25 protein-coding genes and 1 other RNA gene are annotated in these 26393 nt (G+C 51.4%); 15 read left to right on the top strand and 11 right to left on the bottom strand.

Annotation, left to right across the window (positions count from 1 at the left end; translation table 11 throughout):
• Positions 1 to 176: 176 nt before the first annotated feature.
• Positions 177 to 1748 (bottom strand): galactarate dehydratase, encoded by a 1572-nt coding sequence (gene garD, locus OGY71_RS04925; protein ID WP_191222108.1) that lies wholly within the window; start codon positions 1746 to 1748, stop codon positions 177 to 179.
• A 405-nt stretch (positions 1749 to 2153) separates the two neighbouring features.
• Between garD and garP the strand changes: the two genes are divergently transcribed.
• The 14 genes from garP to OGY71_RS04995 all read left to right on the top strand — a co-directional run bounded on the left by garP (position 2154) and on the right by OGY71_RS04995 (position 20348).
• Positions 2154 to 3488 (top strand): galactarate/glucarate/glycerate transporter GarP, encoded by a 1335-nt coding sequence (gene garP / locus OGY71_RS04930; RefSeq protein WP_003828604.1) that lies wholly within the window; start codon positions 2154 to 2156, stop codon positions 3486 to 3488.
• 15 nt (positions 3489 to 3503) lie between these two features.
• On the top strand, positions 3504 to 4274 hold the full coding sequence (garL, locus tag OGY71_RS04935) for a 2-dehydro-3-deoxyglucarate aldolase (protein ID WP_008785889.1): 771 nt from the start codon (positions 3504 to 3506) through the stop codon (positions 4272 to 4274).
• A gap of 30 nt (positions 4275 to 4304) precedes the next feature.
• Complete coding sequence (gene garR / locus OGY71_RS04940; protein WP_197385476.1) at positions 4305 to 5195, top strand: 2-hydroxy-3-oxopropionate reductase; 891 nt, start codon at positions 4305 to 4307, stop codon at positions 5193 to 5195.
• Positions 5196 to 5260: 65 nt separating this feature from the next.
• A complete protein-coding gene (gene garK, locus OGY71_RS04945; RefSeq protein ID WP_032934186.1) occupies positions 5261 to 6406 on the top strand; it encodes a glycerate 2-kinase in 1146 nt (381 codons plus the stop codon).
• 32 nt (positions 6407 to 6438) lie between these two features.
• Positions 6439 to 6815, top strand: an RNA gene (rnpB, locus tag OGY71_RS04950) — RNase P RNA component class A.
• 1072 nt (positions 6816 to 7887) lie between these two features.
• Entirely contained in the window at positions 7888 to 8826 is a 939-nt protein-coding gene (gene tdcA / locus OGY71_RS04955; RefSeq protein ID WP_003828596.1) for a transcriptional regulator TdcA, read from the top strand.
• A 98-nt stretch (positions 8827 to 8924) separates the two neighbouring features.
• A complete protein-coding gene (gene tdcB / locus OGY71_RS04960; RefSeq protein WP_003828594.1) occupies positions 8925 to 9914 on the top strand; it encodes a bifunctional threonine ammonia-lyase/L-serine ammonia-lyase TdcB in 990 nt (329 codons plus the stop codon).
• 22 nt (positions 9915 to 9936) lie between these two features.
• Positions 9937 to 11268: a threonine/serine transporter TdcC gene (gene tdcC, locus OGY71_RS04965; protein WP_003828591.1), complete on the top strand. Its 1332-nt coding sequence runs from the start codon at positions 9937 to 9939 to the stop codon at positions 11266 to 11268.
• 31 nt (positions 11269 to 11299) lie between these two features.
• Positions 11300 to 12508: a propionate kinase gene (gene tdcD, locus OGY71_RS04970; protein ID WP_003828589.1), complete on the top strand. Its 1209-nt coding sequence runs from the start codon at positions 11300 to 11302 to the stop codon at positions 12506 to 12508.
• Positions 12509 to 12536: 28 nt separating this feature from the next.
• Entirely contained in the window at positions 12537 to 14831 is a 2295-nt protein-coding gene (tdcE, locus tag OGY71_RS04975; protein WP_003828587.1) for a 2-ketobutyrate formate-lyase/pyruvate formate-lyase, read from the top strand.
• A 13-nt stretch (positions 14832 to 14844) separates the two neighbouring features.
• Positions 14845 to 15240 (top strand): enamine/imine deaminase, encoded by a 396-nt coding sequence (locus tag OGY71_RS04980; protein WP_003828585.1) that lies wholly within the window; start codon positions 14845 to 14847, stop codon positions 15238 to 15240.
• A gap of 87 nt (positions 15241 to 15327) precedes the next feature.
• Entirely contained in the window at positions 15328 to 16692 is a 1365-nt protein-coding gene (tdcG, locus tag OGY71_RS04985; protein WP_003828583.1) for an L-serine ammonia-lyase, read from the top strand.
• Positions 16693 to 17681: 989 nt separating this feature from the next.
• Positions 17682 to 19013 carry an SLC5/6 family protein gene (locus tag OGY71_RS04990; RefSeq protein ID WP_003828582.1) on the top strand — a complete coding sequence of 444 codons (1332 nt, stop codon included), beginning with the start codon at positions 17682 to 17684 and terminating at the stop codon, positions 19011 to 19013.
• Between the two features lie 24 nt (positions 19014 to 19037).
• On the top strand, positions 19038 to 20348 hold the full coding sequence (locus OGY71_RS04995; protein ID WP_286612926.1) for an L-cysteine desulfidase family protein: 1311 nt from the start codon (positions 19038 to 19040) through the stop codon (positions 20346 to 20348).
• 54 nt (positions 20349 to 20402) lie between these two features.
• On the opposite strand, the gene OGY71_RS05000 is transcribed toward OGY71_RS04995, so the two are convergent.
• Entirely contained in the window at positions 20403 to 20552 is a 150-nt protein-coding gene (locus OGY71_RS05000) for a protein YhaL (RefSeq protein ID WP_003828578.1), read from the bottom strand.
• Positions 20553 to 20578: 26 nt separating this feature from the next.
• Complete coding sequence (locus OGY71_RS05005) at positions 20579 to 21280, bottom strand: pirin family protein (RefSeq protein ID WP_003024860.1); 702 nt, start codon at positions 21278 to 21280, stop codon at positions 20579 to 20581.
• Between the two features lie 104 nt (positions 21281 to 21384).
• Here OGY71_RS05005 and yhaJ point away from each other — a divergent pair, with 104 nt between their 5' ends.
• Entirely contained in the window at positions 21385 to 22281 is an 897-nt protein-coding gene (gene yhaJ, locus OGY71_RS05010; RefSeq protein ID WP_003024855.1) for a DNA-binding transcriptional regulator YhaJ, read from the top strand.
• A gap of 64 nt (positions 22282 to 22345) precedes the next feature.
• Here the strand turns inward: yhaJ and OGY71_RS05015 are convergent, their stop codons facing one another.
• The 8 genes from OGY71_RS05015 to mzrA form a co-directional block, all read right to left on the bottom strand.
• Positions 22346 to 22711 (bottom strand): DUF805 domain-containing protein, encoded by a 366-nt coding sequence (locus OGY71_RS05015; protein ID WP_003828575.1) that lies wholly within the window; start codon positions 22709 to 22711, stop codon positions 22346 to 22348.
• A 125-nt stretch (positions 22712 to 22836) separates the two neighbouring features.
• Positions 22837 to 23823 carry a glutathionyl-hydroquinone reductase YqjG gene (gene yqjG, locus OGY71_RS05020; RefSeq protein WP_197385482.1) on the bottom strand — a complete coding sequence of 329 codons (987 nt, stop codon included), beginning with the start codon at positions 23821 to 23823 and terminating at the stop codon, positions 22837 to 22839.
• Between the two features lie 72 nt (positions 23824 to 23895).
• A complete protein-coding gene (locus tag OGY71_RS05025) occupies positions 23896 to 24288 on the bottom strand; it encodes a DoxX family protein (RefSeq protein ID WP_003024847.1) in 393 nt (130 codons plus the stop codon).
• A gap of 173 nt (positions 24289 to 24461) precedes the next feature.
• Positions 24462 to 24761 (bottom strand): YqjK-like family protein, encoded by a 300-nt coding sequence (locus OGY71_RS05030; RefSeq protein ID WP_003828569.1) that lies wholly within the window; start codon positions 24759 to 24761, stop codon positions 24462 to 24464.
• Positions 24761 to 25156, bottom strand: a complete 396-nt coding sequence (locus tag OGY71_RS05035) for a phage holin family protein (protein WP_003828567.1) — start codon at positions 25154 to 25156, stop codon at positions 24761 to 24763. Before OGY71_RS05035 ends, OGY71_RS05030 begins: the two co-directional genes overlap by 1 nt.
• A gap of 2 nt (positions 25157 to 25158) precedes the next feature.
• A complete protein-coding gene (locus OGY71_RS05040) occupies positions 25159 to 25464 on the bottom strand; it encodes an ElaB/YgaM/YqjD family protein (protein ID WP_003024832.1) in 306 nt (101 codons plus the stop codon).
• 33 nt (positions 25465 to 25497) lie between these two features.
• Positions 25498 to 25866 (bottom strand): DUF1090 domain-containing protein, encoded by a 369-nt coding sequence (locus OGY71_RS05045; protein WP_032934183.1) that lies wholly within the window; start codon positions 25864 to 25866, stop codon positions 25498 to 25500.
• 148 nt (positions 25867 to 26014) lie between these two features.
• On the bottom strand, positions 26015 to 26383 hold the full coding sequence (gene mzrA, locus OGY71_RS05050) for an EnvZ/OmpR regulon moderator MzrA (protein ID WP_162623447.1): 369 nt from the start codon (positions 26381 to 26383) through the stop codon (positions 26015 to 26017).
• Positions 26384 to 26393 lie beyond the last annotated feature (10 nt).

Consider the following 26393-nt stretch of genomic DNA (forward strand, 5'->3'; position numbering starts at 1 on the left):
TTCCTCCGAAGTCTTTCGATTTCTTTCTTCGAAATAAAGTATAGGGTTTCGTAACGTTTTTTTGTGATTTCGATCTGATAAATGAAAGTTTCGAAAGAAATGGGAGGTTTACGAAAGGTTGCGGCGAAAAAAAAGCATGCCCGAAGGCATGCTCATTAAGAAAATACGGTAGATAATCAGGTCACTGGCGCCGGGTTAAACACCGCCAGCTGGTTATGCAGTCCCCACTGGTCCGAGAAGGTTTTCTTACGCCCGCTGGCGACGTCGAGAATAAATTCGAACAGTTTCAGACCCACATCTTCAATGGTTTCTTCTCCGGTGGCGATGGTACCTGCGTTAATGTCCATCAGGTCAAACCAACGGTTGGCCAGCTCGGTGCGTGTCGCCATTTTAATCACCGGCACGGCCATCAGGCCATACGGCGTACCGCGACCAGTGGTGAACACCTGCACGGTGATCCCGGAAGCGACCTGCTGTGTACCGCAAACAAAATCACTGGCGGGGGTTGCAGCGTAAATCAGGCCACGTTTGGTTGGACGCTGACCCGGCGACAATACTTCGACAATCGCGCTCTTGCCAGACTTGGCAATCGAACCTAGCGCCTTTTCCACCACGTTTGCCAGACCGCCTTTCTTGTTGCCCGGAGAAGGGTTGGCACTGCGATCCGTTTTGCCCATATCAAGGTAGTTATCGTACCAGGCCATCTCTTCGAGCAGGCGTTTACCGACTTCTTCGTTAATCGCACGTGGGGTCAGAAGGTGGATGGCATCGCGCACTTCTGTTACTTCAGAGAACATTACGGTCGCGCCGCAGCGTACTAACAGGTCGGAGGCATAGCCCACCGCCGGGTTGGCCGTCACGCCGGAAAACGCATCGCTACCGCCGCACTGCATGCCGACCACCAGTTCTGAAGCCGGGCAAGTTTCACGTTGGCGCTGATTGAGCTTTGCCAGATGATGTTCGGCCACTTGCAGAATATCGGTGACCATCGATTGAAAGCCGACGTGCTTTTCATCCTGCAGGCTGACGATACTGGCGCTGTCGACTGGAATACTTTTCACATCGTGCGTGCCTTCCAGCAGCCGCTCAGGCTGCAGTTTTTCGCAACCGAGGCCGATGACCATCACTTCACCGCCAAAATTCGGGTTAAGCGCAATATTGTGAATGGTGCGAATCGGCACGATGGCGGCTGGAGCATTGATCGCCACGCCGCAGCCGTACAGATGATTGAGCCCCACCACGCCGTCAACGTTCGGGTATTTAGGCAGCAGATCGCGCTCAATGATTTTCACCACATAATCCACCACACCCGCCACGCAGTGCACACTGGTGGAAATGCCGAGTAGATTTTTGGTACCTACGCTACCGTCAGCATTGCGGTAACCTTCAAAGGTATAACCCTCAAGAGGCGGCAGCGGCTCTGGCACTTTAGTTGCCAGCGGCAGCGTCTCCAGCGGCGGGGCTTTGGGCAGCTCAACCATTGATTCATCAATCCAGCTGCCACGTGGGATATGGCGAACGGCATAGCCTATCACTTCGCCATAGCGCACGATTTCGCCATGAACAGGAATATCCAATAGCGCCACTTTATGACCCTGGGGAATATGTTCAATGAGTTCCAGTCCGTCCGGAAAACGCGTTCCGGCTTTCAGACCATTGTCATTGACAATTATCGCCACATTATCTGTTTCGTGAACTTTAATATAAAACGCCGTTGGCGATTCTTGTCTGATTTCGATGTCGGCCATTGTCCAGTATTCTCCAACAAGGTGGTGATAATAGTGTGGATATTTATATTTTGAATCTAATTGTAAGTAATAAAGATTCGGTATCGTGAAATAAGAATGTCAGGAGTTTAACGTGAAGAATGTGATGATGATCACTTAAACTCAGCAAGGCCGCGTCGCCGAGGGTAGCAATACGTAAATGTGTGCATTAGCGCCCAGGCATGTGTGCATATGCCCAAAACATTAATTAAATAACGCTAGTTTAATGAGCGTTTGAATAATGATTAACGTTGTGTTGATGATTATACTAAATCACGGTTTCATAACGCCTGATAAATTATTATCTATTTCTATTATCGGTAATTTATCACGAGAAATACCCACAAAATAATAATAAAAACCTTTTATGTGCCCGAGGTAAATAGAATGATATTGGATACAGTTGTCGAGAAAAAGAAAGGTACGCACACCCGTTATTTAATATTGCTGATAATATTTATTGTTACAGCCGTTAACTATGCGGACCGTGCGACGCTGTCTATTGCCGGAACTGAAGTGGCGAAAGAGTTACATCTCAGCGCCATCTCAATGGGTTACATTTTCTCCGCCTTCGGCTGGGCTTACCTGTTGATGCAAATCCCCGGCGGCTGGCTGCTGGATAAATTCGGCTCTAAGAAAGTCTACACCTACAGTTTGTTCTTCTGGTCACTGTTTACCTTCCTGCAGGGCTTTGTGGACATGTTCCCGCTGGCCTGGGCGGGTATTTCAATGTTCATCATGCGCTTTATGCTGGGCTTCTCGGAAGCGCCATCCTTCCCGGCTAATGCCCGTATCGTGGCGGCCTGGTTCCCAACGAAAGAGCGCGGTACGGCATCTGCGATTTTTAACTCTGCACAGTATTTCTCCCTGGCGCTGTTTTCCCCGCTGCTGGGCTGGCTGACCTTCGCCTGGGGCTGGGAGCACGTCTTTACCGTAATGGGCGTGATTGGTTTTGTGCTTACCGGACTGTGGGTAAAGTTTATTCATAACCCAACCGATCACCCGCGCATGTCGCAAGAAGAGTTGAAGTTTATCTCTGAAAACGGCGCGGTCGTGGATATGGACCATAAAAAGCCGGGCGATGTGAAGTCAGGTGGTCCTAAACTGCATTATATCAAGCAGTTGCTCACGAACCGTATGATGCTTGGTGTGTTCTTTGGCCAGTATTTTATCAACACAATTACCTGGTTTTTTCTCACCTGGTTCCCGATTTACCTGGTTCAGGAAAAAGGTATGTCGATCCTGAAAGTGGGCATGGTGGCTTCGATTCCGGCACTGTGCGGGTTTTTCGGTGGCGTGCTCGGCGGCGTGTTCTCTGATTATCTGATTAAACGTGGTTTCAGCATTACCCTGGCGCGTAAGCTGCCGATAGTGCTCGGCATGTTGCTCGCATCGACCATTATTCTGTGTAACTACACCGATAATACCGCTCTTGTGGTGGCGCTGATGGCGCTGGCTTTCTTCGGTAAAGGTTTCGGCGCGCTGGGTTGGCCGGTGATTTCCGATACCGCGCCGAAAGAGATTGTCGGTCTGTGCGGTGGGGTATTTAACGTATTTGGCAACGTGGCTTCCATCGTCACCCCGCTGGTGATTGGGTATCTGGTGAGCGAGCTGCACTCATTTAATGCTGCGCTGATGTTTGTAGGGTGCTCGGCGCTGATGGCAATGGTTTGCTACCTGTTTATTGTCGGTGACATTAAACGTATGGAATTGCAGAAATAAACAAAGGTATAGGCGATGAATAACACGATTTTCCCGAATAAGTTTAAAGCGGCCCTCGCGGCGCAACAAATTCAGATTGGCTGCTGGTCTGCATTGGCCAGCCCAATCAGTACCGAAGTTTTAGGTCTGGCAGGTTTTGACTGGCTGGTACTGGATGGCGAACATGCGCCGAATGATATCTCGACGTTTATTCCGCAATTAATGGCGCTGAAAGGCAGCGACAGCGCGGCGGTAGTGCGTGTACCAACCAACGAGCCAGTGATTATCAAGCGCCTGCTGGATATCGGGTTTTACAACTTCCTGATCCCGTTCGTTGAGACGGAAGAAGAAGCGGTTAACGCTGTGGCGTCGACCCGCTATCCGCCGGAAGGTATTCGTGGCGTGTCCGTATCCCATCGCGCCAATATGTTTGGCACCGTACCGGACTACTTTGCGCAGTCGAATAAGAACATCACCATCATCGTGCAGATCGAAAGTCAGCAGGGCGTTGATAACGTTGACGCAATCGCGGCGACAGAAGGCGTTGACGGTGTCTTCGTCGGACCAAGCGATCTGGCCGCGGCGCTAGGCCACCTCGGCAATGCGTCACATCCTGATGTGCAGAAAGCTATCCAGCACATTTTTGCCCGCGCGAAAGCACACGGCAAACCAAGCGGCATTCTGGCCCCGGTAGAGGCGGATGCGCGTCGTTATCTGGAGTGGGGCGCGACGTTTGTTGCCGTTGGCAGCGACCTTGGCGTGTTCCGTTCAGCCACGCAGAAACTGGCTGATTCTTTTAAGAAATAACCACCATCGACAGTAGAGAGAGATAAAGACATGACAATGAAAGTTGGTTTTATTGGACTCGGTATTATGGGTAAACCAATGAGTAAAAACCTCCTCAAGGCAGGTTACTCGCTGGTGGTTGCTGACCGTAACCCGGAATCCATTGCGGAAGTAATTGCCGCAGGCGCTGAAACCGCCTCCACGGCGAAAGATATCGCTGAGCAGTGTGATGTGATCATCACCATGCTGCCGAACTCTCCGCATGTTAAGGAAGTGGCACTGGGTGAAGGCGGCATTATTGAAGGGGCGAAACCGGGCACAGTGCTTATCGACATGAGCTCCATCGCGCCGTTAGCCAGCCGTGAAATTAGCGATGCGCTGAAAGCGAAAGGCGTGGATATGCTGGATGCGCCGGTCAGCGGCGGCGAGCCAAAAGCGATTGACGGCACGTTGTCGGTGATGGTCGGCGGTGATAAAGCGATTTTCGACAAGTACTACGATCTGCTGAAAGCGATGGCAGGCTCCGTGGTGCATACCGGTGAAATTGGCGCGGGTAATGTCACCAAGCTGGCGAATCAGGTGATTGTGGCGCTGAACATTGCCGCGATGTCTGAAGCGCTGACGCTGGCGACCAAAGCGGGTGTGAATCCGGACCTGGTGTATCAGGCGATCCGTGGCGGGCTGGCAGGCAGCACCGTGCTGGATGCGAAAGCGCCGATGGTGATGGATCGCAACTTTAAACCAGGTTTCCGTATTGACCTGCATATCAAAGACCTGGCGAACGCGCTGGATACCTCTCATGGCGTTGGCGCTCAGTTGCCGCTGACTGCTGCAGTCATGGAGATGATGCAGGCGCTACGTGCAGATGGATTGGGTACAGCCGATCACAGTGCGCTCGCATGCTACTACGAAAAACTGGCGAAAGTGGAAGTCACTCGCTAACAAGAAGGGCGCGGATGCGCGCCCTGTATTTCTTGCCTTGCGCGGCACTGTCAGGCTACATAACTATGAAAATCGTAATTGCCCCAGACTCTTATAAAGAAAGCCTTTCTGCCACCGAGGTAGCTCAGGCAATAGAAAAAGGATTTCGGGAAATTTTCCCCGATGCGCAATATGTTTCTGTTCCGGTTGCCGATGGCGGCGAAGGAACGGTCGAAGCCATGATTGCCGCGACGCAAGGGAGTGAACATTCAGCGCAAGTAACGGGGCCGCTGGGCGAAAAAGTGAATGCCTGCTGGGGCATGTCTGGAGATGGTAAAACCGCGTTTATCGAAATGGCGGCAGCCAGCGGTCTGGCGTTGGTGCCTCCTGAAAAGCGCAACCCTTTAGTCACTACGTCACGCGGTACCGGAGAGCTGATTTTGCAGGCGCTGGATAGCGGTGCGCAGAGCATCATTATTGGCATCGGCGGCAGTGCGACCAACGACGGTGGCGCGGGTATGGTGCAGGCACTGGGGGCAAAACTTTGCGACGCCAACGGGACAGAGATTGGCTACGGTGGTGGAAGCCTGATGAGTCTGAACTCCATCGATATCTCGGGTCTGGATCCGCGCTTAAAAACCTGTTCCATTCGCGTGGCCTGCGATGTGACTAATCCTCTCATCGGCGATTCTGGCGCTTCGCGCATTTTTGGCCCGCAGAAAGGGGCGACGGAAGAACGCATTCTCGAACTGGACCGTAATCTGTCTCATTATGCCGACATCATTAAAAAATCGCTGCGGGTCGATGTGAAAGATGTGCCAGGCTCCGGTGCGGCAGGCGGAATGGGCGCGGCGTTAATGGCTTTTTTAGGCGCCGAGCTGCGCAGCGGTATCGAGATTGTGACCCAGGCGCTCAATCTGGAAGAGCATATTCATGACTGTACGTTGGTGGTGACCGGAGAAGGGCGGATCGACAGCCAGAGCATTCACGGCAAAGTGCCGGTCGGCGTGGCGAATGTCGCGAAGAAGTACCACAAGCCGGTCATTGGTATTGGCGGCAGCCTGACGCGCGATGTGGAGGTAGTGCATCAATATGGTATCGATGCGGTGTTTAGCGTATTGACCAGCATCAGCACGCTGGAAGAGGCCTTCCGTGGGGCATTTGATAATATTTATCGCGCCTCAAGAAACATCGCTGCCACGTTAGCGATAGGAATGCGCAGTGCGGGGTGACATTGCCCCGCAAACCCTCTATACTGCGCGCCGAAGCTGACCAGACAGTCGCCGCTTCGTCGTCGTCCTCTTCGGGGGAGACGGGCGGAGGGGAGGAAAGTCCGGGCTCCATAGGGCAGGGTGCCAGGTAACGCCTGGGGGGGAAACCCACGACCAGTGCAACAGAGAGCAAACCGCCGATGGCCCACGCAAGTGGGATCAGGTAAGGGTGAAAGGGTGCGGTAAGAGCGCACCGCGCGGCTGGTAACAGTCCGTGGCACGGTAAACTCCACCCGGAGCAAGGCCAAATAGGGGTTCACAAGGTACGGCCCGTACTGAACCCGGGTAGGCTGCTTGAGCCAGTGAGCGATTGCTGGCCTAGATGAATGACTGTCCACGACAGAACCCGGCTTATCGGTCAGCTTCACTCTTTATAAAACCCCGCTTCGGCGGGGTTTTTGCTTTCAGGGTAAGCCAGATGAATGACTGTCCACGACGCTATGCTCAAAAGAACGCGGCTTATCGGTCAGCTTCACTCGTTATAAAATCTCACTTCGGTGGGGGTTTGCTTTCAGGGTAAGCCAGATGAATGACTGTCCACGACGCTATGCTCAAAAGAACGCGGCTTATCGTTCAGCTTCACTCGTTATAAAACCTCACTTCGGTGAGGTTTTTGCTTTCTGGGCGGGTGCCATGCCTGATGGCGCTGTGCTTATCAGGCCTACTGGGGGAGAGACTGGTTTTGTAGGCCGGATAAGGTGTTTACACCGCCATCCGGCAGAGGTTTTACAGCGAGCATTGAGATTGGTTTTCGAGGATGCAGGCGCTTATTTCCTTCTTATCTAATTTTTATATCCCTATTATTTATGCACCGAATTTCTTTTATCTGAGGGGAATGTGTCGGTGGATATTTCTAATTTTGTGACGACCAACACAAAACGCTGCGCGATACGTTTTTATCGAGAATAATCGAACGCAATCGATCTCCATCACAAAATTACTTGCTAATAAATTGCACAAAATCAGTGTTAATATAATGTTGCATATGATAATTATTTGTATTTTTTAGATTGAATTTTAATAAATGTAATGTTTCTTTACAAACAAATATGGCGAAAAAATGTGATGCATAACGTTATTTAATCGCCATAATCATTAAAATATAATTAAATTTGATAAGTTGTTTATTAAATTTAAGCGCCATCTTGCCTGATAATTGTTCTGTAATTGATTGAAATATAGCCTTTCATGGTTTTAAAAAATAGTGGAAAAAATGGAGGTGTTATAGCCATAAAAAATCGTTATCCCCCCATCTTTTTTTGATTAAAGTCAGGATAAAGCGAGATCGATAATTCATATCTATATGATTATTAAGTGATTTAAATTTTAACGATAGTCTTACAAAATGTAAGTCAAGGGGATTTGTGAGGGGTAGCACATATCCTTGTTCGCTTAATTTGGTACACTTCCTGCCGTCAACAAAGTAATTAACGCAGGTCGATATGAATACTATTACACTCCCTAAAACACAGCACTTAGTGGTCTTTCAGGAAGTCATTAGAAGCGGTTCTATCGGCTCAGCTGCAAAAGAATTAGGTTTAACTCAACCCGCTGTCAGTAAAATCATCAATGATGTTGAGGCTTATTTTGGTATTGAGTTGGTAGTACGTAAAAATACTGGTGTGACATTGACTCAGGCAGGTCAGGTGATGCTCTCATGGTCTGAATCTATTACCCGTGAAATGAAAAACATGGTTGATGAGATGAACAGCATGACGAGCAACGCGGTCGTTGATGTGTCGTTTGGCTTTCCTTCACTGATTGCCTTCACCATCATGTCCGGCATGATTAAAAAATTCAAAGAAGTGTTCCCGAAGGCGCAGGTTTCTATGTATGAAGCTCAGCTCTCCTCCTTCTTACCGGCGATTCGTGACGGACGTCTGGATTTCGCCATCGGTACGCTGAGTGATGAGATGAAACTGCATGATCTGCACGTTGAGCCGCTCTTTGAGTCAGACTTTATCCTGGTTGCCAGCAAGTCCCGAACATGCACCGGCATCACCTCGCTGAGCGCGTTGAAAAACGAACAGTGGGTGTTGCCACAAACGAATATGGGGTACTACAGCGAACTTCTTACCACGTTACAGAATAATGGCATCAGCAGTGAAAACATCGTTAAAACAGACTCTGTCGTTACGATTTATAATCTTGTTCTCAATGCTGATTTCTTAACAGTAATTCCCTGCGATATGACCACACCGTTTGGCTCAAACCAGTTTATTACTATCCCGGTAGAAGAAACTTTACCCGTCGCGCGTTATGCCGCCGTGTGGTCGAAAAATTATCGAATTAAAAAAGCAGCATCTATTTTGGTGGAATTAGCCAAAGAGTATTCATCATATAATTGTCGGAGACGAAGGCAATTAATTGAAATTGATTAAAAATTGAATTTGTTTTAACACGAAATAAACGCCATCTGTCTATATCTGACAATGGTCACGGCTATCTATTTACTTTAATACCCAGGTAAGAGGTTCTAATGCACATTACATACGATCTCCCAGTTGCAATTGAAGATATCCTCGAAGCGAAAAAAAGACTTGCGGGGAAAATTTATAAAACGGGAATGCCTCGCTCTAACTATTTTAGTGAACGTTGCAAAGGGGAAATTTTCCTCAAATTTGAAAACATGCAGCGTACCGGTTCATTTAAAATCCGTGGTGCTTTTAACAAGCTCAGTTCATTAACCGAAGCTGAAAGATGTAAGGGCGTGGTGGCTTGCTCTGCAGGTAACCATGCGCAAGGCGTTTCTCTCTCCTGCGCTATGCTCGGAATCGACGGCAAAGTGGTGATGCCGAAAGGCGCACCGAAGTCTAAAGTAGCGGCAACCTGCGATTATTCTGCAGAAGTTGTACTGCACGGCGACAACTTCAACGACACCATCGCTAAGGTTAGCGAGATTGTGGAAACTGAAGGCCGTATCTTTATTCCACCCTATGATGACCCGAAAGTTATTGCTGGTCAGGGCACTATTGGTCTGGAAATTCTGGAAGATCTGTACGATGTCGATAACGTGATTGTGCCAATTGGCGGTGGCGGACTGATTGCTGGTATTGCGGTGGCAATTAAATCTATTAACCCGACCATTAAAATTATTGGCGTGCAGTCTGAAAACGTTCACGGCATGGCGGCTTCTTTCCACGCTGGAGAAATAACCACGCACCGAACGACCGGCACCCTGGCGGATGGTTGTGACGTTTCCCGCCCGGGTACTTTAACGTATGAAATTGTTCGTGAGTTGGTGGATGACATTGTCCTGGTCAGCGAAGACGAAATTCGCAACAGCATGGTGGCATTAATTCAGCGAAATAAAGTTGTGACTGAAGGTGCCGGCGCGCTGGCATGCGCAGCATTATTAAGCGGGAAATTAGATAGCTATATCCAGAACAGAAAAACAGTCAGCATTATTTCTGGCGGTAATATCGACCTTTCTCGTGTATCTCAAATTACTGGTTTAGTTGACGCTTAATATACTTCGTTGAGGATAGGATATGAGTACTACTGATAGCATTGTATCCAGCCAGACAAAACAGTCGTCCTGGCGCAAATCGGACACCACCTGGACACTGGGTTTATTTGGTACAGCCATCGGCGCTGGGGTGCTGTTCTTCCCTATCCGCGCAGGTTTTGGCGGACTGATCCCCATTCTGATCATGCTGGTGCTAGCATACCCCATCGCCTTCTATTGCCACCGTGCGCTGGCACGCCTGTGTCTTTCCGGTTCTAACCCTTCCGGCAACATCACAGAAACGGTTGAAGAGCATTTTGGTAAAACGGGTGGCGTGGTTATCACGTTCCTCTACTTCTTTGCGATTTGTCCGCTGCTGTGGATTTATGGCGTCACCATTACCAACACCTTTATGACCTTCTGGGAAAACCAGCTGCAGATGCCAGCGTTAAACCGTGGCTTCGTGGCACTCTTCCTGCTGCTGTTGATGGCATTCGTCATCTGGTTTGGTAAAGATCTGATGGTTAAAGTGATGAGCTACCTGGTATGGCCGTTCATTGCCAGCCTGGTGCTTATTTCTCTGTCCCTGATCCCATACTGGAACTCTGCGGTTATCGATCAGGTTGATCTCAGCAATATCGCACTGACCGGCCATGACGGCATCCTGGTAACCGTGTGGCTGGGTATTTCCATCATGGTGTTCTCTTTCAACTTCTCACCGATTGTTTCTTCCTTCGTGGTCTCCAAACGTGAAGAGTATGAGAAAGATTTTGGTCGCGAGTTCACCGAGCAGAAGTGTTCTAAAATCATCTCTCGCGCCAGTATGCTGATGGTTGCCGTGGTTATGTTCTTCGCCTTTAGCTGCCTGTTCACGCTGTCTCCGGCAAACATGGCGGATGCGAAAGCACAGAACATTCCAGTACTGTCTTACCTGGCAAACCACTTCGCTTCACTGTCCGGTACGAAGTCCACCTTCGCGACCGTTCTGGAGTACGGTGCTTCAATCATCGCCCTGGTTGCTATCTTCAAATCTTTCTTCGGCCACTATCTGGGCACGCTGGAAGGTCTGAACGGTCTGGTGCTGAAGTTTGGTTATAAAGGCGATAAAACGAAAGTTTCTGCCGGCAAACTTAATACCATCAGCATGATCTTCATCATGGGCTCCACCTGGGTTGTGGCTTACGCCAACCCGAACATCCTGGACCTGATTGAAGCAATGGGCGCGCCGATTATTGCCTCTCTGCTCTGCCTGCTGCCGATGTATGCCATCCGTAAAGCGCCATCACTGGCGAAATACCGTGGCCGTCTGGATAACGTGTTTGTTACCGTGATTGGTCTGCTGACCATCCTGAACATCGTCTACAAACTGTTTTAATCCTTAAGCTCAGGATGAGCGGAGTAGTGAAATGAATGAGTTTCCGGTAGTACTGGTTATTAACTGTGGTTCGTCTTCCATTAAATTCTCAGTGCTGGATGCAGCAAACTGTGAAGTTTTAATGGCGGGAATTGCAGACGGTATTAACTCTGAAAATGCGTTCATAGCAATTAATGGAGGAGAGCCAGCTAAGCTGGCTCACCACAGCTACGAAGACGCATTAAAAGCAATTGCCGTTGAACTGGAGAAACGTAATTTAATGGACAGCGTGGCCTTAATTGGCCACCGCATTGCCCACGGCGGAAATATCTTTACCGAATCAGCAATTATTACTGACGAAGTTATCGATAATATTCGCCGGGTATCACCATTAGCACCGCTACATAATTATGCGAACCTGAGTGGGATCGAATCCGCTCAGCACCTTTTCCCGGGTGTGCAGCAGGTTGCGGTATTTGATACCAGCTTCCACCAGACGATGGCTCCTGAGGCCTATCTGTACGGTTTACCGTGGAAATATTTTGAGGAGTTGGGCGTTCGTCGTTATGGCTTCCACGGCACGTCGCATCGCTATGTTTCTCAGCGAGCGCATGAGCTTCTCGACCTGCAGAGTGATGACTCCGGTCTGGTTGTGGCGCACCTGGGCAACGGCGCGTCAATCTGTGCGGTACGTAATGGACAGAGCGTTGATACCTCAATGGGCATGACGCCGCTGGAAGGGCTGATGATGGGCACACGCAGCGGCGACGTCGATTTCGGCGCCATGGCGTGGATTGCCAGCGAAACCAACCAGACGCTGAGCGACCTTGAGCGCGTAGTGAATAAAGAGTCCGGTTTACTGGGTATTTCCGGTTTGTCCTCTGACTTACGTACGTTAGAAAAAGCCTGGCACGAGGGACATGAGCGTGCGCAGCTGGCGATTAAAACGTTTGTGCATCGTATTTCACGCCATATCGCCGGACATGCCGCATCGCTGCATCGTCTTGATGGGATTATTTTCACCGGTGGAATAGGTGAGAACTCGGTATTAATTCGTCGTCTGGTTATTGAACACCTTGCCGTTTTAGGTGTGAATATCGACAGCGAGATGAATAGCCTGCCAAATTCCCATGGCGAAAGAATTATCTCTAATAAAGATGCTCGTGTTATTTGTGCGGTAATTCCCACAAATGAAGAGAAAATGATTGCACGTGATGCCATTGCCTTAGGCAAAATTAATACACCAGTAGAATTTGCATAATTAATTTTCAGCAGAGAGATTATTTTTCATGAAGGTAAATATCGATACCAGCGATATGCTGTATGCCGAGGCCTGGAATGGCTTTAAAGGTACGGACTGGAAAGAAGAAATTAATGTCCGTGATTTTATTCAGCACAACTATACGCCTTATGAAGGGGATGAATCTTTCCTCGCCGAAGCAACGCCTGCGACCACTGCATTGTGGGAAAAAGTTATGGCGGGCATCCGTATTGAAAACTCGACGCACGCGCCGGTTGATTTCGATACCAATATTGCTACCACGATAACCGCGCATGATGCGGGTTATATTGAACAAGAACTGGAAAAAATCGTCGGTCTGCAAACGGATAAGCCGCTCAAGCGCGCTCTGCATCCTTTTGGCGGCATCAACATGATCAAAAGCTCTTTTGATGCTTATGGTCGTGAGATGGATGCTGATTTTGAATACCAGTTTACTGAACTGCGTAAAACCCATAACCAGGGCGTATTCGACGCCTACTCTCCGGATATGCTGCGCTGCCGTAAATCCGGGGTGCTGACCGGCCTGCCGGATGGTTACGGTCGTGGTCGTATCATCGGTGACTATCGCCGCGTCGCGCTGTACGGTATCCGCTATCTGGTGCGTGAGCGTGAACTGCAGTTTGCCGATCTCCAGTCGAACCTGGAGTGGGGCCAGAATCTTGAAGCCACGATTCGTCTGCGCGAAGAGCTGTCTGAACACCGTCGCGCCCTGCTGCAAATGCAGGAAATGGCGGCGAAATACGGCTGCGATATCTCCCGTCCGGCGCGTAATGCGCAGGAAGCGGTGCAGTGGGTGTACTTTGCTTACCTGGCTGCGGTGAAATCTCAGAACGGTGGCGCTATGTCGCTGGGCCGTACCGCATCGTTCCTCGATATTTATATTGAGCGCGATTTCAAAGCGGGCGTGTTAAATGAGCAGCAGGCGCAGGAGCTGATCGACCACTTCATTATGAAGATCCGTATGGTGCGCTTCCTGCGTACGCCGGAATTCGACACCCTGTTCTCAGGCGACCCAATCTGGGCGACTGAAGTTATCGGCGGTATGGGGCTGGATGGCCGCACGCTGGTGACGAAAAACTCGTTCCGCTATCTGCATACGCTGCACACCATGGGCCCGGCACCTGAGCCGAACCTGACGGTGCTTTGGTCTGAGCAGCTACCGATTGCCTTCAAAAAGTACGCCGCCCAGGTGTCTATCATCACTTCGTCTTTGCAGTATGAAAACGACGATCTGATGCGTGCCGACTTTGACAGCGATGACTATGCCATTGCCTGCTGCGTCAGCCCGATGGTTATCGGCAAGCAAATGCAGTTCTTCGGGGCGCGTGCCAACCTCGCCAAAACGTTGCTGTATGCAATCAACGGCGGCGTGGATGAGAAGCTGAAAATCCAGGTCGGGCCGAAAACGGCACCGCTGATGGATGACGTGTTGGACTACGACACGGTGATGGAGAGCCTGGACCACTTTATGGACTGGCTGGCGGTGCAGTACATCAGCGCGCTGAACATCATCCACTATATGCACGACAAGTACAGCTACGAAGCTTCGCTGATGGCGCTGCACGATCGTGATGTCTATCGCACGATGGCCTGTGGTATGGCGGGTCTGTCCGTGGCGGCGGATTCTCTGTCGGCTATCAAATACGCTCGCGTGAAACCGATTCGCGATGAAAATGGTCTGGCGGTTGATTTCGAAATCGAAGGCGACTATCCGCAATACGGTAACAACGACGAGCGCGTAGACAGCATTGCCTGCGACCTGGTCGAACGCTTTATGAAGAAAATTAAGGTGTTGCCAACCTACCGTAACGCGGTGCCGACGCAGTCCATTCTGACCATTACCTCCAACGTGGTGTACGGACAGAAAACCGGTAACACGCCGGATGGACGTCGCGCAGGTACGCCGTTTGCGCCAGGGGCGAACCCGATGCACGGCCGCGATCGCAAAGGTGCGGTAGCGTCGTTAACCTCGGTTGCCAAACTGCCGTTCACCTATGCCAAAGACGGTATCTCGTACACCTTCTCCATTGTGCCGGCAGCGCTGGGCAAAGAGGATGGAGTGCGTAAAACCAACCTGGTCGGTCTGCTGGACGGTTACTTCCACCATGAAGCACATGTGGAAGGTGGCCAGCATCTGAACGTTAACGTTATGAACCGTGAAATGTTGATGGATGCCATTGAGCACCCGGAAAACTATCCGAACCTGACGATCCGCGTGTCTGGCTATGCGGTGCGCTTCAACGCGCTGACCCGCGAACAGCAGCAGGATGTTATTTCACGTACTTTCACCCAGGCGCTTTGACGCCGGAGGGGCTATGAGAAAAGTAATTGCAACCGAATGTGCGCCAGGGGCGATTGGGCCTTACGTACAGGGTGTGGATCTGGGCAGCATGGTGTTGACGTCAGGTCAAATCCCGGTGTGTCCACAGACCGGTGAAGTGGCTGAAAACGTGGCGGATCAGGCACGTCAAAGCCTGGAGAACGTGAAAGCGATCGTCGAGTCTGCAGGTTTGAAAGTGAGCGATATCGTGAAGACGACCGTTTTCGTTTCTGACCTGAACGACTTCGCCACCATTAATCAGGTGTACCAGCAGTTCTTTGATGAGCATAAGGCAATCTACCCCACGCGCAGTTGCGTGCAGGTCGCCCGCTTACCCAAGGATGTGAAGCTGGAGATTGAAGCCATCGCCGTACGTGGCGACACGCTGTAATCCCTTGCGGGGCGATCTCAGGATCGCCCCGATCCTTAATGAGTGTGAAACCTGGTCTTCACTGAACGGCAATCCGAGGGTGTGGATATGATTAGCGCATTCGATATTTTTAAGATTGGCATTGGACCTTCCAGCTCCCATACCGTGGGGCCAATGAACGCAGGTAAAAGCTTTATCGATCTGTTGGTCAGCAGCGGGGAACTTCCCAAAGCTACGCATATTGTGGTCGATCTTTATGGATCGCTTTCCCTGACCGGAAAAGGTCATGCGACAGATGTCGCCATCATGATGGGACTGGCCGGTAACAGTCCGCAAAACGTTAATATAGATTCTATCGCTGGTTTTACTCAGGAAGTGGCCCGTACCGGACGTTTACCGGTTGCAGAGGGCACGCATATTGTCGATTTCTCCCCAGACAAAAATATCCTCTTTCACGCCGAAACGCTGCCGCGCCATGAAAATGGCATGCGTATCACCGCATGGAACGACACCGAGACGCTATTAAGCAAAACCTATTACTCCGTCGGCGGTGGTTTTATCGTTGAAGAGGAGCAATTTGGTCAGGCGCATGATGTTGAAGCACACGTGCCCTACAATTTTCATTCCGCCAGCGAACTGCTGAAATTGTGCGAGCGCAACGGGCTATCCGTTTCCGGCCTGATGATGCAGAACGAACTGGCGATGCGTAGCAAAGAAGAAATCGATGCTGGTTTTGCCGCCATCTGGGACGTCATGCACGCCGGAATCGAGCGCGGCATGAACACCGAAGGCGTCCTGCCGGGTCCATTGAACGTTCCGCGCCGCGCCGTGGCATTACGCCGGTTGCTGGTTTCCAGCGATAATCTGTCCAGCGACCCGATGAACGTTATCGACTGGATCAACATGTTCGCGCTGGCCGTGAGCGAAGAAAACGCCGCCGGATGCCGGGTTGTGACGGCACCGACCAACGGCGCATGTGGAATTATCCCTGCGGTCCTGGCCTATTACGACAAGTTCCGCCGTCCGGTGAATGCAAACTCCATTGCCCGCTACTTGCTGGCCGCGGGGGCGATAGGGGCGCTGTATAAGATGAACGCCTCTATTTCTGGTGCTGAAGTCGGCTGCCAGGGTGAAATTGGCGTAGCCTGTTCAATGGCGGCTGCCGGGCTGACCGAGTTGCTCGGCGGTAGCCCGTCGCAGGTTTGTATTGCGGCGGAAATCGCCATGGAGCATAACCTGGGGCTGACCTGCGATCCGGTTGCTGGACAGGTGCAAATACCGTGTATTGAACGCAATGCGATCAACGCGGTAAAAGCCGTCAACGCCGCACGTATGGCGCTACGTCGCACATCTGAGCCACGCGTTTCGCTCGATAAAGTGATCGAGACCATGTATGAAACGGGCAAAGATATGAACGACAAATACCGCGAAACGTCACGCGGTGGCCTGGCGATTAAAGTGGTTTGTACCTGAGATGAAAGGGTGCGTTTGTAGGCCGGATAAGGCGTAAGCGCCGCCATCCGGCAATGAATCAATCAACATCCACTGACCAGGATGATGAATCTGAGGCATTGTTCCGTTCACCTTATGTTCATTGCTTCTCTTATGTACCGGTTCCTGTGAACGTGTAAAGGGTGCTATCGCCGCACCCTTTACAATCCCGGCTCCCGGCAGGAAAATTGTTGCTGCGCAATACTCTCCGCTTATTCCTTCAGGCTACCGGGCCGGGCGCGAGGTAGCATCCATGCAAAGCGCGCCCTGAGCCAGCATCCATGCTGGCTCTCCCTGCCTTACGGAAACACGTCGGCAATTTTCAGCCGGACCAGCCCACACCTGACCATCTGCGTTTTTTTGTTTAAACAGCAAAACGGGTTTCACTGGAAGTCAGAGCATTGAAGCGATGACCCCGGTCCGGCTGAAAATCGATGAGGCGTTGACGGCTGACCGGGGCTGCCCGCAGGGATGCGGGCAGAGGGGATGGCCTGCAGGGATGCAGGCTCGGCCCCGACCCGACAGGCAGACGGCATAAGACGAATGAATCGCGCAGCGACGATTTTCCCGCCGGGAGCCTAGGTTGCAAGGGAGGCGGCGATGAGCCTCCCTTGCACGTTCACGGGTAACGGCGTTTCAGAGAAATGACACCGCTGAGGTGAACGGAATCCTGAACTAGAATCGCATGTTCTCGATAATGCTTAACTGACAAACATTAGCACTTTAGCGCACCTTTTTTTGTTGTGATCCGCTTCAAAAACAGAAATTTAATACATTTATCGGTATTTAAAGAGAAAATATTTCTTAACTTTTAGAAATTACAGGGGTTTGTTTGTGAAGTTTTTCTCTGATCCTGCGCGTATGATTTCTTCATTACTCCAATAGCTCACCTGCACCTAAGTACTGCGTATCGCATTGATGCAGTACGAAAAAAATATAAAAACCTCTACCTACAAATTGAGCGGAAAATTATGGAAACGGCAACGAATAGTAGCGTAATACTCGACGCATCTGCTCCGGCACGTCGGGCGGGAATGACCGAAAGCGAATGGCGCGAAGCTATTAAATTCGACAGCACGGATACCGGCTGGGTCATTATGAGTATCGGTATGGCAATTGGCGCGGGGATTGTTTTTCTTCCTGTCCAGGTAGGATTGATGGGGCTGTGGGTGTTCTTGCTCTCCTCTATCATCGGTTACCCAGCCATGTACCTGTTCCAGCGCCTGTTTATCAACACGCTGGCTGAGTCCCCAGAGTGTAAAGACTACCCTAGCGTGATCAGCGGCTATCTGGGTAAGAACTGGGGCATCCTGTTAGGTGCGTTGTATTTTGTGATGCTGGTTATCTGGATGTTCGTTTATTCCACCGCCATCACCAATGACAGCGCCTCTTATCTGCACACGTTTGGCGTGACGGAAGGTTTACTGTCCGACAGCCCGTTCTATGGCCTGGTACTGATTTGCATCCTGGTGGCTATCTCGTCACGCGGGGAACAAATGCTGTTTAAAATCTCCACCGGTATGGTACTGACCAAGCTGCTGGTTGTGGCAGCGCTTGGCGTGTCGATGGTAGGGATGTGGCATCTGCATAACGCAGGTTCACTGCCGCCGATGGCGCTGCTGATCAAAAATGCGATCATCACTCTGCCGTTTACGCTGACCTCGATTCTGTTTATTCAGACCTTAAGCCCGATGGTTATCTCATACCGTTCACGCAACAAATCCATCGAAGTGGCGCGCCATAAAGCTCTGCGTGCCATGAACATCGCGTTCGGTATTCTGTTTGTTACCGTCTTTTTCTACGCCGTTTCCTTCACATTGGCGATGGGCCACGACGAAGCGGTTAAAGCTTATGAGCAGAACATTTCCGCTCTGGCGATTGCCGCGCAATTTATCAATGGTGCGGGTGCTGGCTGGGTGAAAATCGTCAGCGTTATTCTGAACATTTTCGCCGTTATGACCGCTTTCTTCGGCGTCTACTTAGGTTTCCGTGAAGCGACTCAAGGGATCGTGATGAACATTCTGCGCCGCTATATGCCGGCTGAGAAAATCAACGAAACCTTTGTTCAGCGCGGCATTATGATTTTTGCCATCCTGCTGGCCTGGAGCGCAATTGTGCTCAACGCGCCGGTACTGAGCTTCACCTCTATTTGTAGCCCTATCTTCGGCATGGTGGGTTGTCTGATCCCGGCCTGGCTGGTCTACAAAGTTCCTGCACTGCACAAATACAAAGGCGCTTCCCTGTATCTGATTATTTTCACGGGCCTGCTGTTGTGCGTTTCTCCGTTCCTGGCATTTTCCTGAGATATTTGAGCAAAGGTTGTTGTTATGTTTGAGACTACATTGAATCCATTATGGGATAGTTTTATCCGCGCAGTGCAGGAAGAAGTTAAGCCTGCGTTGGGCTGCACAGAACCTATCTCTCTGGCTCTGGCGGCGGCGGTTGCATCCTCTGAGCTGGACGGCGCGGTTGAACGCATTGACGCGTGGGTCTCACCGAACCTGATGAAAAACGGCATGGGCGTTACCGTGCCGGGTACCGGAATGGTCGGGTTACCTGTCGCGGCGGCGCTGGGTGCGCTGGGGGGAAATGCCCGTGCCGGTTTAGAGGTACTGAAAGATGCGTCGCCACAAGCGATCGCCGATGCGAAAGCGATGCTGAGCGCTGGCAAGGTTGCGGTGATGCTGCAGGAGCCTTGCGAGGATATCCTCTTTTCCCGCGCGAAGGTTTACAGCGCTGAAGGATGGGCGTGCGTGACGATTGTGGGCGGTCATACCAACATAGTTCACATTGAGAGCAACAAAGGCGTGGTGTTCACCACAGAACAGAATGCTCAGGAAGAGGAACAGGAGTCGCCGCTGGCGGTGTTGTCTCACAGCTCGCTGGAAGATATTCTGGCGTTCGTGAACGCGGTACCGTTTGAGTCGATCCGCTTTATCCTCGATGCGGCAAAACTGAACGGTGCGCTGTCTCAGGAAGGACTGCGCGGTAACTGGGGATTGCACATCGGAACCACGCTTGAGAAGCAGTGTGCGCGTGGCCTGCTGGCGAACGATCTCTCCACCTCTATTCTAATCCGCACCAGTGCGGCATCGGATGCGCGAATGGGCGGGGCGACTCTGCCGGCCATGAGCAACTCCGGCTCCGGTAATCAGGGCATTACCGCGACTGTTCCAGTGATGGTGGTGGCCGAGCACTTTGGCGCGGATGAGGAGAAACTGGCGCGTGCGCTAATGTTGTCTCATCTGAGCGCTATCTACATCCATCATCAACTTCCGCGTTTGTCTGCACTGTGTGCAGCAACCACGGCGGCGATGGGGGCAGCAGCGGGGATGGCATGGATCGTAGATGGTCGCTACAACACCATCGCGATGGCGATCAGCAGCATGATTGGCGACGTGAGCGGAATGATATGCGATGGCGCTTCAAACAGCTGCGCGATGAAAGTCTCAACCAGTGCTTCCGCGGCGTGGAAAGCGGTGCTGATGGCGCTGGATGATACTGCTGTAACCGGCAACGAAGGGATTGTGGCGCATAACGTGGAACAATCTATCGCTAACCTGTGTGCGCTGGCGTGTCGTTCAATGCAGGAAACCGACAAGCAGATTATTGAGATCATGGCCAGTAAGGCACATTAATCTATAGGCCGGGTAAGGCGTTGCCGCCACCCGGCATAAGTCTAAGCCGCCTGTTCAGGCGGCTTCTTCGTCTTCCAGCCGTAGTTCGGCATCGGCCACAATCGCTTCCAGCTCTGTCAGCATTTCTTCATAGCCGAAGGTAACTGTTTCCTGTTTTTTCGGCTCAACCTGAGGCTGGCGTTTTTTTGATGATTTCTTGCTCAATAGTCGTACTCCATTGTTTTCCCTGACTATACGGGCAAATCTATCAGCAAAGCGCGCAGCGGGGTATCGGCGACTAACGTTATGTTAGTTTCGTCACGAATAAATGCCCCATCGCCACAGGTGAGTGCTTCTTTTTCGGCGCCAGACGTCACCGCATGGAATCTGCCGTGAATCGACTGTAAATAAGCACGTGGCCCATGTAACTGAAAACTCAACGATTCACCTTGCTGCAGCTCAACGTGGTGCACCCATACCTGTTGGCGCAGATGCAGGCTGCCTTGTTCACCGTCCGGCGAGGCCAGCAACTGATGCTTACCGGTGCCCAGCGTGGCTTTCTGTACACAGGCGTTTTCACGCTGCGGGCAGGCGTCCAGCCAGAGCTGCATCCGGGTTAACGGTTTGTCTTTGCTGATATTGTGTTCGCTATAGCTAATCCCGGGCTGTGTCGCGAGCAGCAAAACTTCACCTGCTTTGGCCTTGATATGGTTGCCTTCGCTGTCTCGGTACTCCGCTTCCCCTTCGAGGATCAGATTGACGATATCCACCTTCGGATAGGTCCGTGGCTGGAAAGAGGCCCCCGGTGCCAGAACTTCCTGGTTCAGAACACGCAGCGAGGCATAACCCAGCAGTTTAGGATCAAAATAGTGTCCAAAGGAGAAGGTATAACGGGCCTGCAGCCAGCCGTAGTCTGCTTGCCCGCATTGTTTGGCTGTACGGGTAGTAATCATAGTTCTTGACCTCTCTTTACTTCCTTTTATGTTAAATGGCTAGACGCTGCATTGTTAGCCAGATATTCTGCCCGGTATGTTCAAATTTCCTGAATGAGAACGAGATGGCCAAAGAAAGGGCTTTAACGCTTGAAGCGTTACGCGTCATGGACGCAATAGACAGGCGCGGTAGTTTTGCTGCTGCGGCAGATGAACTGGGACGCGTTCCTTCCGCACTTAGCTATACCATGCAGAAGCTGGAGGAAGAGCTGGACGTGGTGCTGTTTGACCGTTCAGGCCACCGCACAAAATTCACTAACGTTGGGCGTATGCTGCTGGAGCGTGGGCGCGTACTGCTGGAAGCTGCGGATAAACTGACCACCGATGCCGAAGCATTGGCTCGCGGTTGGGAAACGCATCTGACCATCGTAACCGAAGCGCTGGTGCCGACGGCGGCGTTTTTCCCGCTGATCGACAGGCTTGCCGGGAAGGCCAATACCCAGCTTTCCGTTATTACCGAAGTTCTGGCCGGGGCGTGGGAGCGTCTTGAGCAGGGGCGGGCGGATATCGTGATTGCGCCGGATATGCATTTTCGCTCATCCTCAGAAATCAACTCGCGCAAGCTGTACTCGCTGATGAACGTCTATGTAGCGGCCCCGGATCATCCCATCCATCAGGAGCCGGAACCGTTATCGGAAGTCACCCGCGTTAAATACCGTGGGATCGCGGTGGCGGATACCGCCCGTGAACGTCCGGTGCTGACGGTTCAACTGCTGGATAAGCAGCCGCGTCTGACGGTGAGTACGATAGAAGATAAACGTCAGGCGCTGTTGGCCGGATTGGGCGTGGCGACGATGCCGTACCCGCTGGTGGAAGAGGATATTGCGGCTGGTCGGCTGCGGGTCGTTAGTCCGGAATCGACAAGCGAGATAGATATTATTATGGCCTGGCGTCGTGACAGCATGGGCGAGGCGAAATCCTGGTGTCTGCGGGAAATCCCCAAGCTGTTTGCGGGTAAATAGTCTGACTGTTCCGCCGGATGCGGTGCAATTGCACCTTATCCGGCCTACAAAAGGGTGTATGACGTCAGGATGGTTGTTTAGGGTCAGCGCCGAAGCGGTTGCTCCCTTGAGTCCCGTTTTGGCAGTTGAAAATGATGATCACCAGCCAGCCTACGATCGGGATCAGCAGCACCAGTAGCCACCAGGCTGAACGATCGGTGTCATGTAAACGCCGGAACTGTACCGCCCACCACGGAATAAAGACCAGAACCCCGTAAATCGTCGTTAATATGCCTTCTCCACCGGCGCGCTCCCAGCCAAACATTCTGTCCAGAATACCCAGCACGAACGTGAAGATGATGTTGACCAGCACAAACATCCAGTATTCTTTACGACGCGCGCGGCCACCAAAACCAAAGTAATTCTTTAATACGTTTAAATACCAATCCATTTTTGCCTCGTTCTGCATTCAATTACTTGTTTTTAAAGCAATCAAATTAAGAATAGCTGTGAATGAAATGATGGTAAATATTTGCGGTATTAATTATTTAGCCCCCAGATGGGGGCCAGTGTAAATCAGGCGAAACGCTCGTCACGCCCGTGGGGTTCGTTGAGGTCCTGCCACGGCCCAACAGAAATAATGCCGGTTGGGTTAATGGTTTTGTGGCTACGGAAGTAGTGATTGCGGATATGATCGAAATTGACGGTTTCCGCAATACCCGGCATCTGGTAGATATCACGCAGGAAACCGTACAGGTTCAGATAGTCGCTAATCCGGTGTTTGTCGCACTTGAAGTGGGTGACATACACGGGATCAAAGCGTACCAGCGTGGTCCACAGGCGAATGTCGGCCTCGGTTAACTGGTCGCCGGTCAGGTAACGATGTTGCCCAAGGATCTGCTCCAGTCGTGCCAGAGATTGAAAGACGTTATCCACGGCGTCGTCGTAGGCTTCCTGACTGGTAGCAAATCCGGCTTTATACACACCGTTATTAACGTTGTCATAAATCCAGCCGTTCAGCTCGTCGATTTTGCTTTGCAGGGCAGGGGGATAGTAATCTCCGGCTTTCGCGCCCAGCGCATCAAACGCGGTGTTAAACATGCGGATGATTTCTGCAGATTCGTTGCTGACAATAGTGTGGTTCTTTTTGTCCCACAGTACCGGAACGGTCACCCGACCGCTGTAGTGCGGATCGGCGTGTAAATAGAGCTGATAAAGAAATTCGTGCTGATACAGGGTATCGCCGATTGCCGCCGGGAAGTTGTCGTCAAAGGTCCAGCCGTTTTCCAGCATCAGCGGATGCACAACAGAAACGGAAATAAACGGTTCCAGCCCTTTGAGTTTGCGCAAAATCAGCGTGCGATGCGCCCATGGACAGGCCAGAGAAACGTACAGATGATAGCGGTCTTTTTCGGCAGCAAAGCCACCTTCACCGGTCGGGCCAGGCGCGCCATCCGCGGTGAGCCAGTTACGGAAAGCCGATGCAGAACGTTGAAATTTTCCACCGGTTGATTTGGTATCGTACCAGGTGTCATGCCAGACGCCGTCAATCAGTTGTCCCATGATTTTCGCCTCCTCAGATAGCAAAAGCGAGGAGATATCTCCTCGCTTTTTGATGTGTTCAGTATAGTTTGATTACCACTTTTTATTCAGTACGCGGTCAATACTAAATGCGCCTGGACCGGTGATAGCCAGCAACAGGAAACCACCTGCGATGGTCAGGTTTTTCATGAACATCAGAGAGTTCACACCTTCCGCAAAGTTGCTGTGGAAGAGGAACGCCGTCAGCAATGTGAAGCCTGCGGTGAACAGCGCAGTTGTACGGGTCAGGAAACCGAACAGAATTGCCAGACCGCCACCAAACTCAAGCAGAATCACCAGCGGCAGCATAAATCCTGGGACGCCCATGGCTTCCATGTACTGTTGGGTACCCGCATATCCGGTGATTTTTCCCCAACCTGCGGTAATAAACAGGATTGGCATCAGAATGCGCGCTACCAGTACACCAACATCTTCTAATTTCTTCATCATACTCTCCAGGAAACCACTCAGGCGGCTTATTGTGTTTTTTTGTGCATCGACGCTGCAGAGCACGTCGTTGCTGTCGATGGAGAGAATCATAAACGTGCTTAATGAGAATTGTTAGCAAGGAAAACTGTCAGTATTTTTCAAAAATTTTGAGGTTGGGGGTAAGTAAAGGATTAGCCGCGCAGTTGCTGCTGTCTGATGGTCGATTTCACCAGACGCCAGATACTCCAGACGCTAAAGCCGCGCTTAGCCCAGCGTACCAGCAGATTCGGGTTGCGGATGGTGCGAACCGCCATAATACTGCTCCCGACCAACACCCAGCCACGCAGGTTCAGTAGCGTCTTCCAGCCACGATCGTAGACCTCGGTGGCTTCCAGCCAGTCGCGGCGAGTCGCAGACAGATCCAGCCGTTGCTGCTGGATCTGTCCAAGCAGTTGCGCCTTACGCTTTTGACGTTCGACTTTGCTGCTCATTATGCATCATCCTCCAGGGCTTGCCTGTCATTAGCGAGTTCCTGGCGTGTATGGCGTAGCAGCGTTGTTTTACGTGCTTTACGCAGCGTCCATATCCCGCCAATCAGCGCTAACAGCAACAGCACAACGGTGGTGGCAATCATGGCGTTCAGGCGGTATTGAGGGTCAATGGCCCAGATGATAAGCACCATCAGGCTCATCAGGCCAAACGCCGCGAACAGCATAGTCAGCCCAAGCATCAGCAGGATCTGGATGAGATTGGCTTTTTCCTCTTCCAGCTCAACGACGGCCAGCCGCAGCCGTGTTTCTACGATCTCAACGAGAATCGTCAGGATCCGCTGTCCAATACCCAGTACGCCTTTGCCTGGACCTTGTGCGTGTTGAGAATCAGCCATTGTTAACGGCGCGACAGCAGTACACCAAGCACCACACCGACTGCAGCGCCAATGCCGACGCCTGTCCATGGGTTTTCGCGCACGTAGTTATCGGCTTTAGCCGCGGCCTCACGGGTCTGTTTGGCAATTACATCGCTGGTTTCACTCAGACGATGGCGGCTCTCGCGCAGCGCATGTTCGGCTTTGCTGCGAATTTTACTCATCTCTTCCTTCGACTTATCGCCAGAGGAGCTAAGTACTTCTTCAAGCGTATCCGCAAGAGATTTCAGCTCAGCGCGCAGGTTTTCCGTAGCATTATCTTTCGACATAGTTTTCTCCAGTTGAGTGGCTAGTTACCGTACTTAGTAATCGCGGGTCTCGAGTTCTTTTAGCTCTTGCTGAGCTTCAGCAAGCTTGTGTTCACGCTTTGCTACCTTCTCCGCATCGCCTTTTTGCTTAGCTTCGGCTAAGTCACGTTGACGCTCGGCAATCTCATTTTTCTGCTCGGCGATCTTTTTCTGATGGTTGGCGCGCAGTTTGCTGTCAGTACAGTTTGCTCTGACTTCGCTCAGCGCTTTGTTCAGCCCATTGATACGGCTCTGATTGTTGTGTTTTTCGGCATAGCTAATCTCCCGCTGAATGTCTTGTTCTTTTTCCTGACAGAGGGTGGTGGCGTAGCTGCCGGCACTGAGAGCGAAAAGGCTAATTGCCAAAGCGATGCGGTATTTCATTCTTGAACCTTCCATTGTGATTCGACCTCGTCGTTTAGGGTCGATGCTCCAGAATAATAAAACGTTGGGTCATAAACCCAGTTTATTAATCATAGGCGCTAAACGGTGAAATCACCAAAGTGAGTGATCTAATTCAGATTCCTGGAAATTAACCAAAACGGTGTGGGGTCTCACGTAAGCGGGATAACCACTGAACCGCCTGATTATTATCATCCTGCTGAGCGATAACGAAACCGTGCGGTAACGTTCGATCCAGTACGACCTTTGCCGCTGCGCTCTGTGCACTGGAATCAAAGGTAATCAGCAGGGCGTCATTTTGCGGAGTGATGCTTTTAAAACGAATGCCGTTGGCATCCAGGTGATGCCAGATAGAGAAGCCATCAGGCATGCTGGCTCCCTGGTTTACGGCACGAATGGCAAGCGTTGACTCCTGCTGGCGAATGACCGACCAGGTCAGGAGCAACGCGCCGATGAACAACATAAAAGTGGTGGACCAGGCAAGTCGTCGGAGCGTTATGCATGATTTC

Origin of the sequence: Citrobacter sp. Cpo109 (assembly GCF_030332565.1) — a bacterium.
GTDB classification, from domain to species: domain Bacteria; phylum Pseudomonadota; class Gammaproteobacteria; order Enterobacterales; family Enterobacteriaceae; genus Citrobacter; species Citrobacter portucalensis.

What these genes read in the sequence shown, in the direction of transcription:
- yqjG (WP_197385482.1), bottom strand. Translation starts at nt 23,823, where the DNA reads ATGGGACAACTGATTGACGGCGTCTGGCATGACACCTGGTACGATACC.
- tdcG (WP_003828583.1), top strand. Translation starts at nt 15,328, where the DNA reads ATGATTAGCGCATTCGATATTTTTAAGATTGGCATTGGACCTTCCAGC.
- tdcE (WP_003828587.1), top strand. Translation starts at nt 12,537, where the DNA reads ATGAAGGTAAATATCGATACCAGCGATATGCTGTATGCCGAGGCCTGG.
- tdcD (WP_003828589.1), top strand. Translation starts at nt 11,300, where the DNA reads ATGAATGAGTTTCCGGTAGTACTGGTTATTAACTGTGGTTCGTCTTCC.
- OGY71_RS04980 (WP_003828585.1), top strand. Translation starts at nt 14,845, where the DNA reads ATGAGAAAAGTAATTGCAACCGAATGTGCGCCAGGGGCGATTGGGCCT.
- OGY71_RS05025 (WP_003024847.1), bottom strand. Translation starts at nt 24,288, where the DNA reads ATGAAGAAATTAGAAGATGTTGGTGTACTGGTAGCGCGCATTCTGATG.
- OGY71_RS05035 (WP_003828567.1), bottom strand. Translation starts at nt 25,156, where the DNA reads ATGGCTGATTCTCAACACGCACAAGGTCCAGGCAAAGGCGTACTGGGT.
- garR (WP_197385476.1), top strand. Translation starts at nt 4,305, where the DNA reads ATGACAATGAAAGTTGGTTTTATTGGACTCGGTATTATGGGTAAACCA.
- OGY71_RS05005 (WP_003024860.1), bottom strand. Translation starts at nt 21,280, where the DNA reads ATGATTACTACCCGTACAGCCAAACAATGCGGGCAAGCAGACTACGGC.
- OGY71_RS04995 (WP_286612926.1), top strand. Translation starts at nt 19,038, where the DNA reads ATGTTTGAGACTACATTGAATCCATTATGGGATAGTTTTATCCGCGCA.
- tdcC (WP_003828591.1), top strand. Translation starts at nt 9,937, where the DNA reads ATGAGTACTACTGATAGCATTGTATCCAGCCAGACAAAACAGTCGTCC.
- garL (WP_008785889.1), top strand. Translation starts at nt 3,504, where the DNA reads ATGAATAACACGATTTTCCCGAATAAGTTTAAAGCGGCCCTCGCGGCG.
- tdcB (WP_003828594.1), top strand. Translation starts at nt 8,925, where the DNA reads ATGCACATTACATACGATCTCCCAGTTGCAATTGAAGATATCCTCGAA.
- tdcA (WP_003828596.1), top strand. Translation starts at nt 7,888, where the DNA reads ATGAATACTATTACACTCCCTAAAACACAGCACTTAGTGGTCTTTCAG.
- OGY71_RS04990 (WP_003828582.1), top strand. Translation starts at nt 17,682, where the DNA reads ATGGAAACGGCAACGAATAGTAGCGTAATACTCGACGCATCTGCTCCG.
- yhaJ (WP_003024855.1), top strand. Translation starts at nt 21,385, where the DNA reads ATGGCCAAAGAAAGGGCTTTAACGCTTGAAGCGTTACGCGTCATGGAC.
- garD (WP_191222108.1), bottom strand. Translation starts at nt 1,748, where the DNA reads ATGGCCGACATCGAAATCAGACAAGAATCGCCAACGGCGTTTTATATT.
- OGY71_RS05040 (WP_003024832.1), bottom strand. Translation starts at nt 25,464, where the DNA reads ATGTCGAAAGATAATGCTACGGAAAACCTGCGCGCTGAGCTGAAATCT.
- garK (WP_032934186.1), top strand. Translation starts at nt 5,261, where the DNA reads ATGAAAATCGTAATTGCCCCAGACTCTTATAAAGAAAGCCTTTCTGCC.
- OGY71_RS05045 (WP_032934183.1), bottom strand. Translation starts at nt 25,866, where the DNA reads ATGAAATACCGCATCGCTTTGGCAATTAGCCTTTTCGCTCTCAGTGCC.
- OGY71_RS05015 (WP_003828575.1), bottom strand. Translation starts at nt 22,711, where the DNA reads ATGGATTGGTATTTAAACGTATTAAAGAATTACTTTGGTTTTGGTGGC.
- garP (WP_003828604.1), top strand. Translation starts at nt 2,154, where the DNA reads ATGATATTGGATACAGTTGTCGAGAAAAAGAAAGGTACGCACACCCGT.
- OGY71_RS05030 (WP_003828569.1), bottom strand. Translation starts at nt 24,761, where the DNA reads ATGAGCAGCAAAGTCGAACGTCAAAAGCGTAAGGCGCAACTGCTTGGA.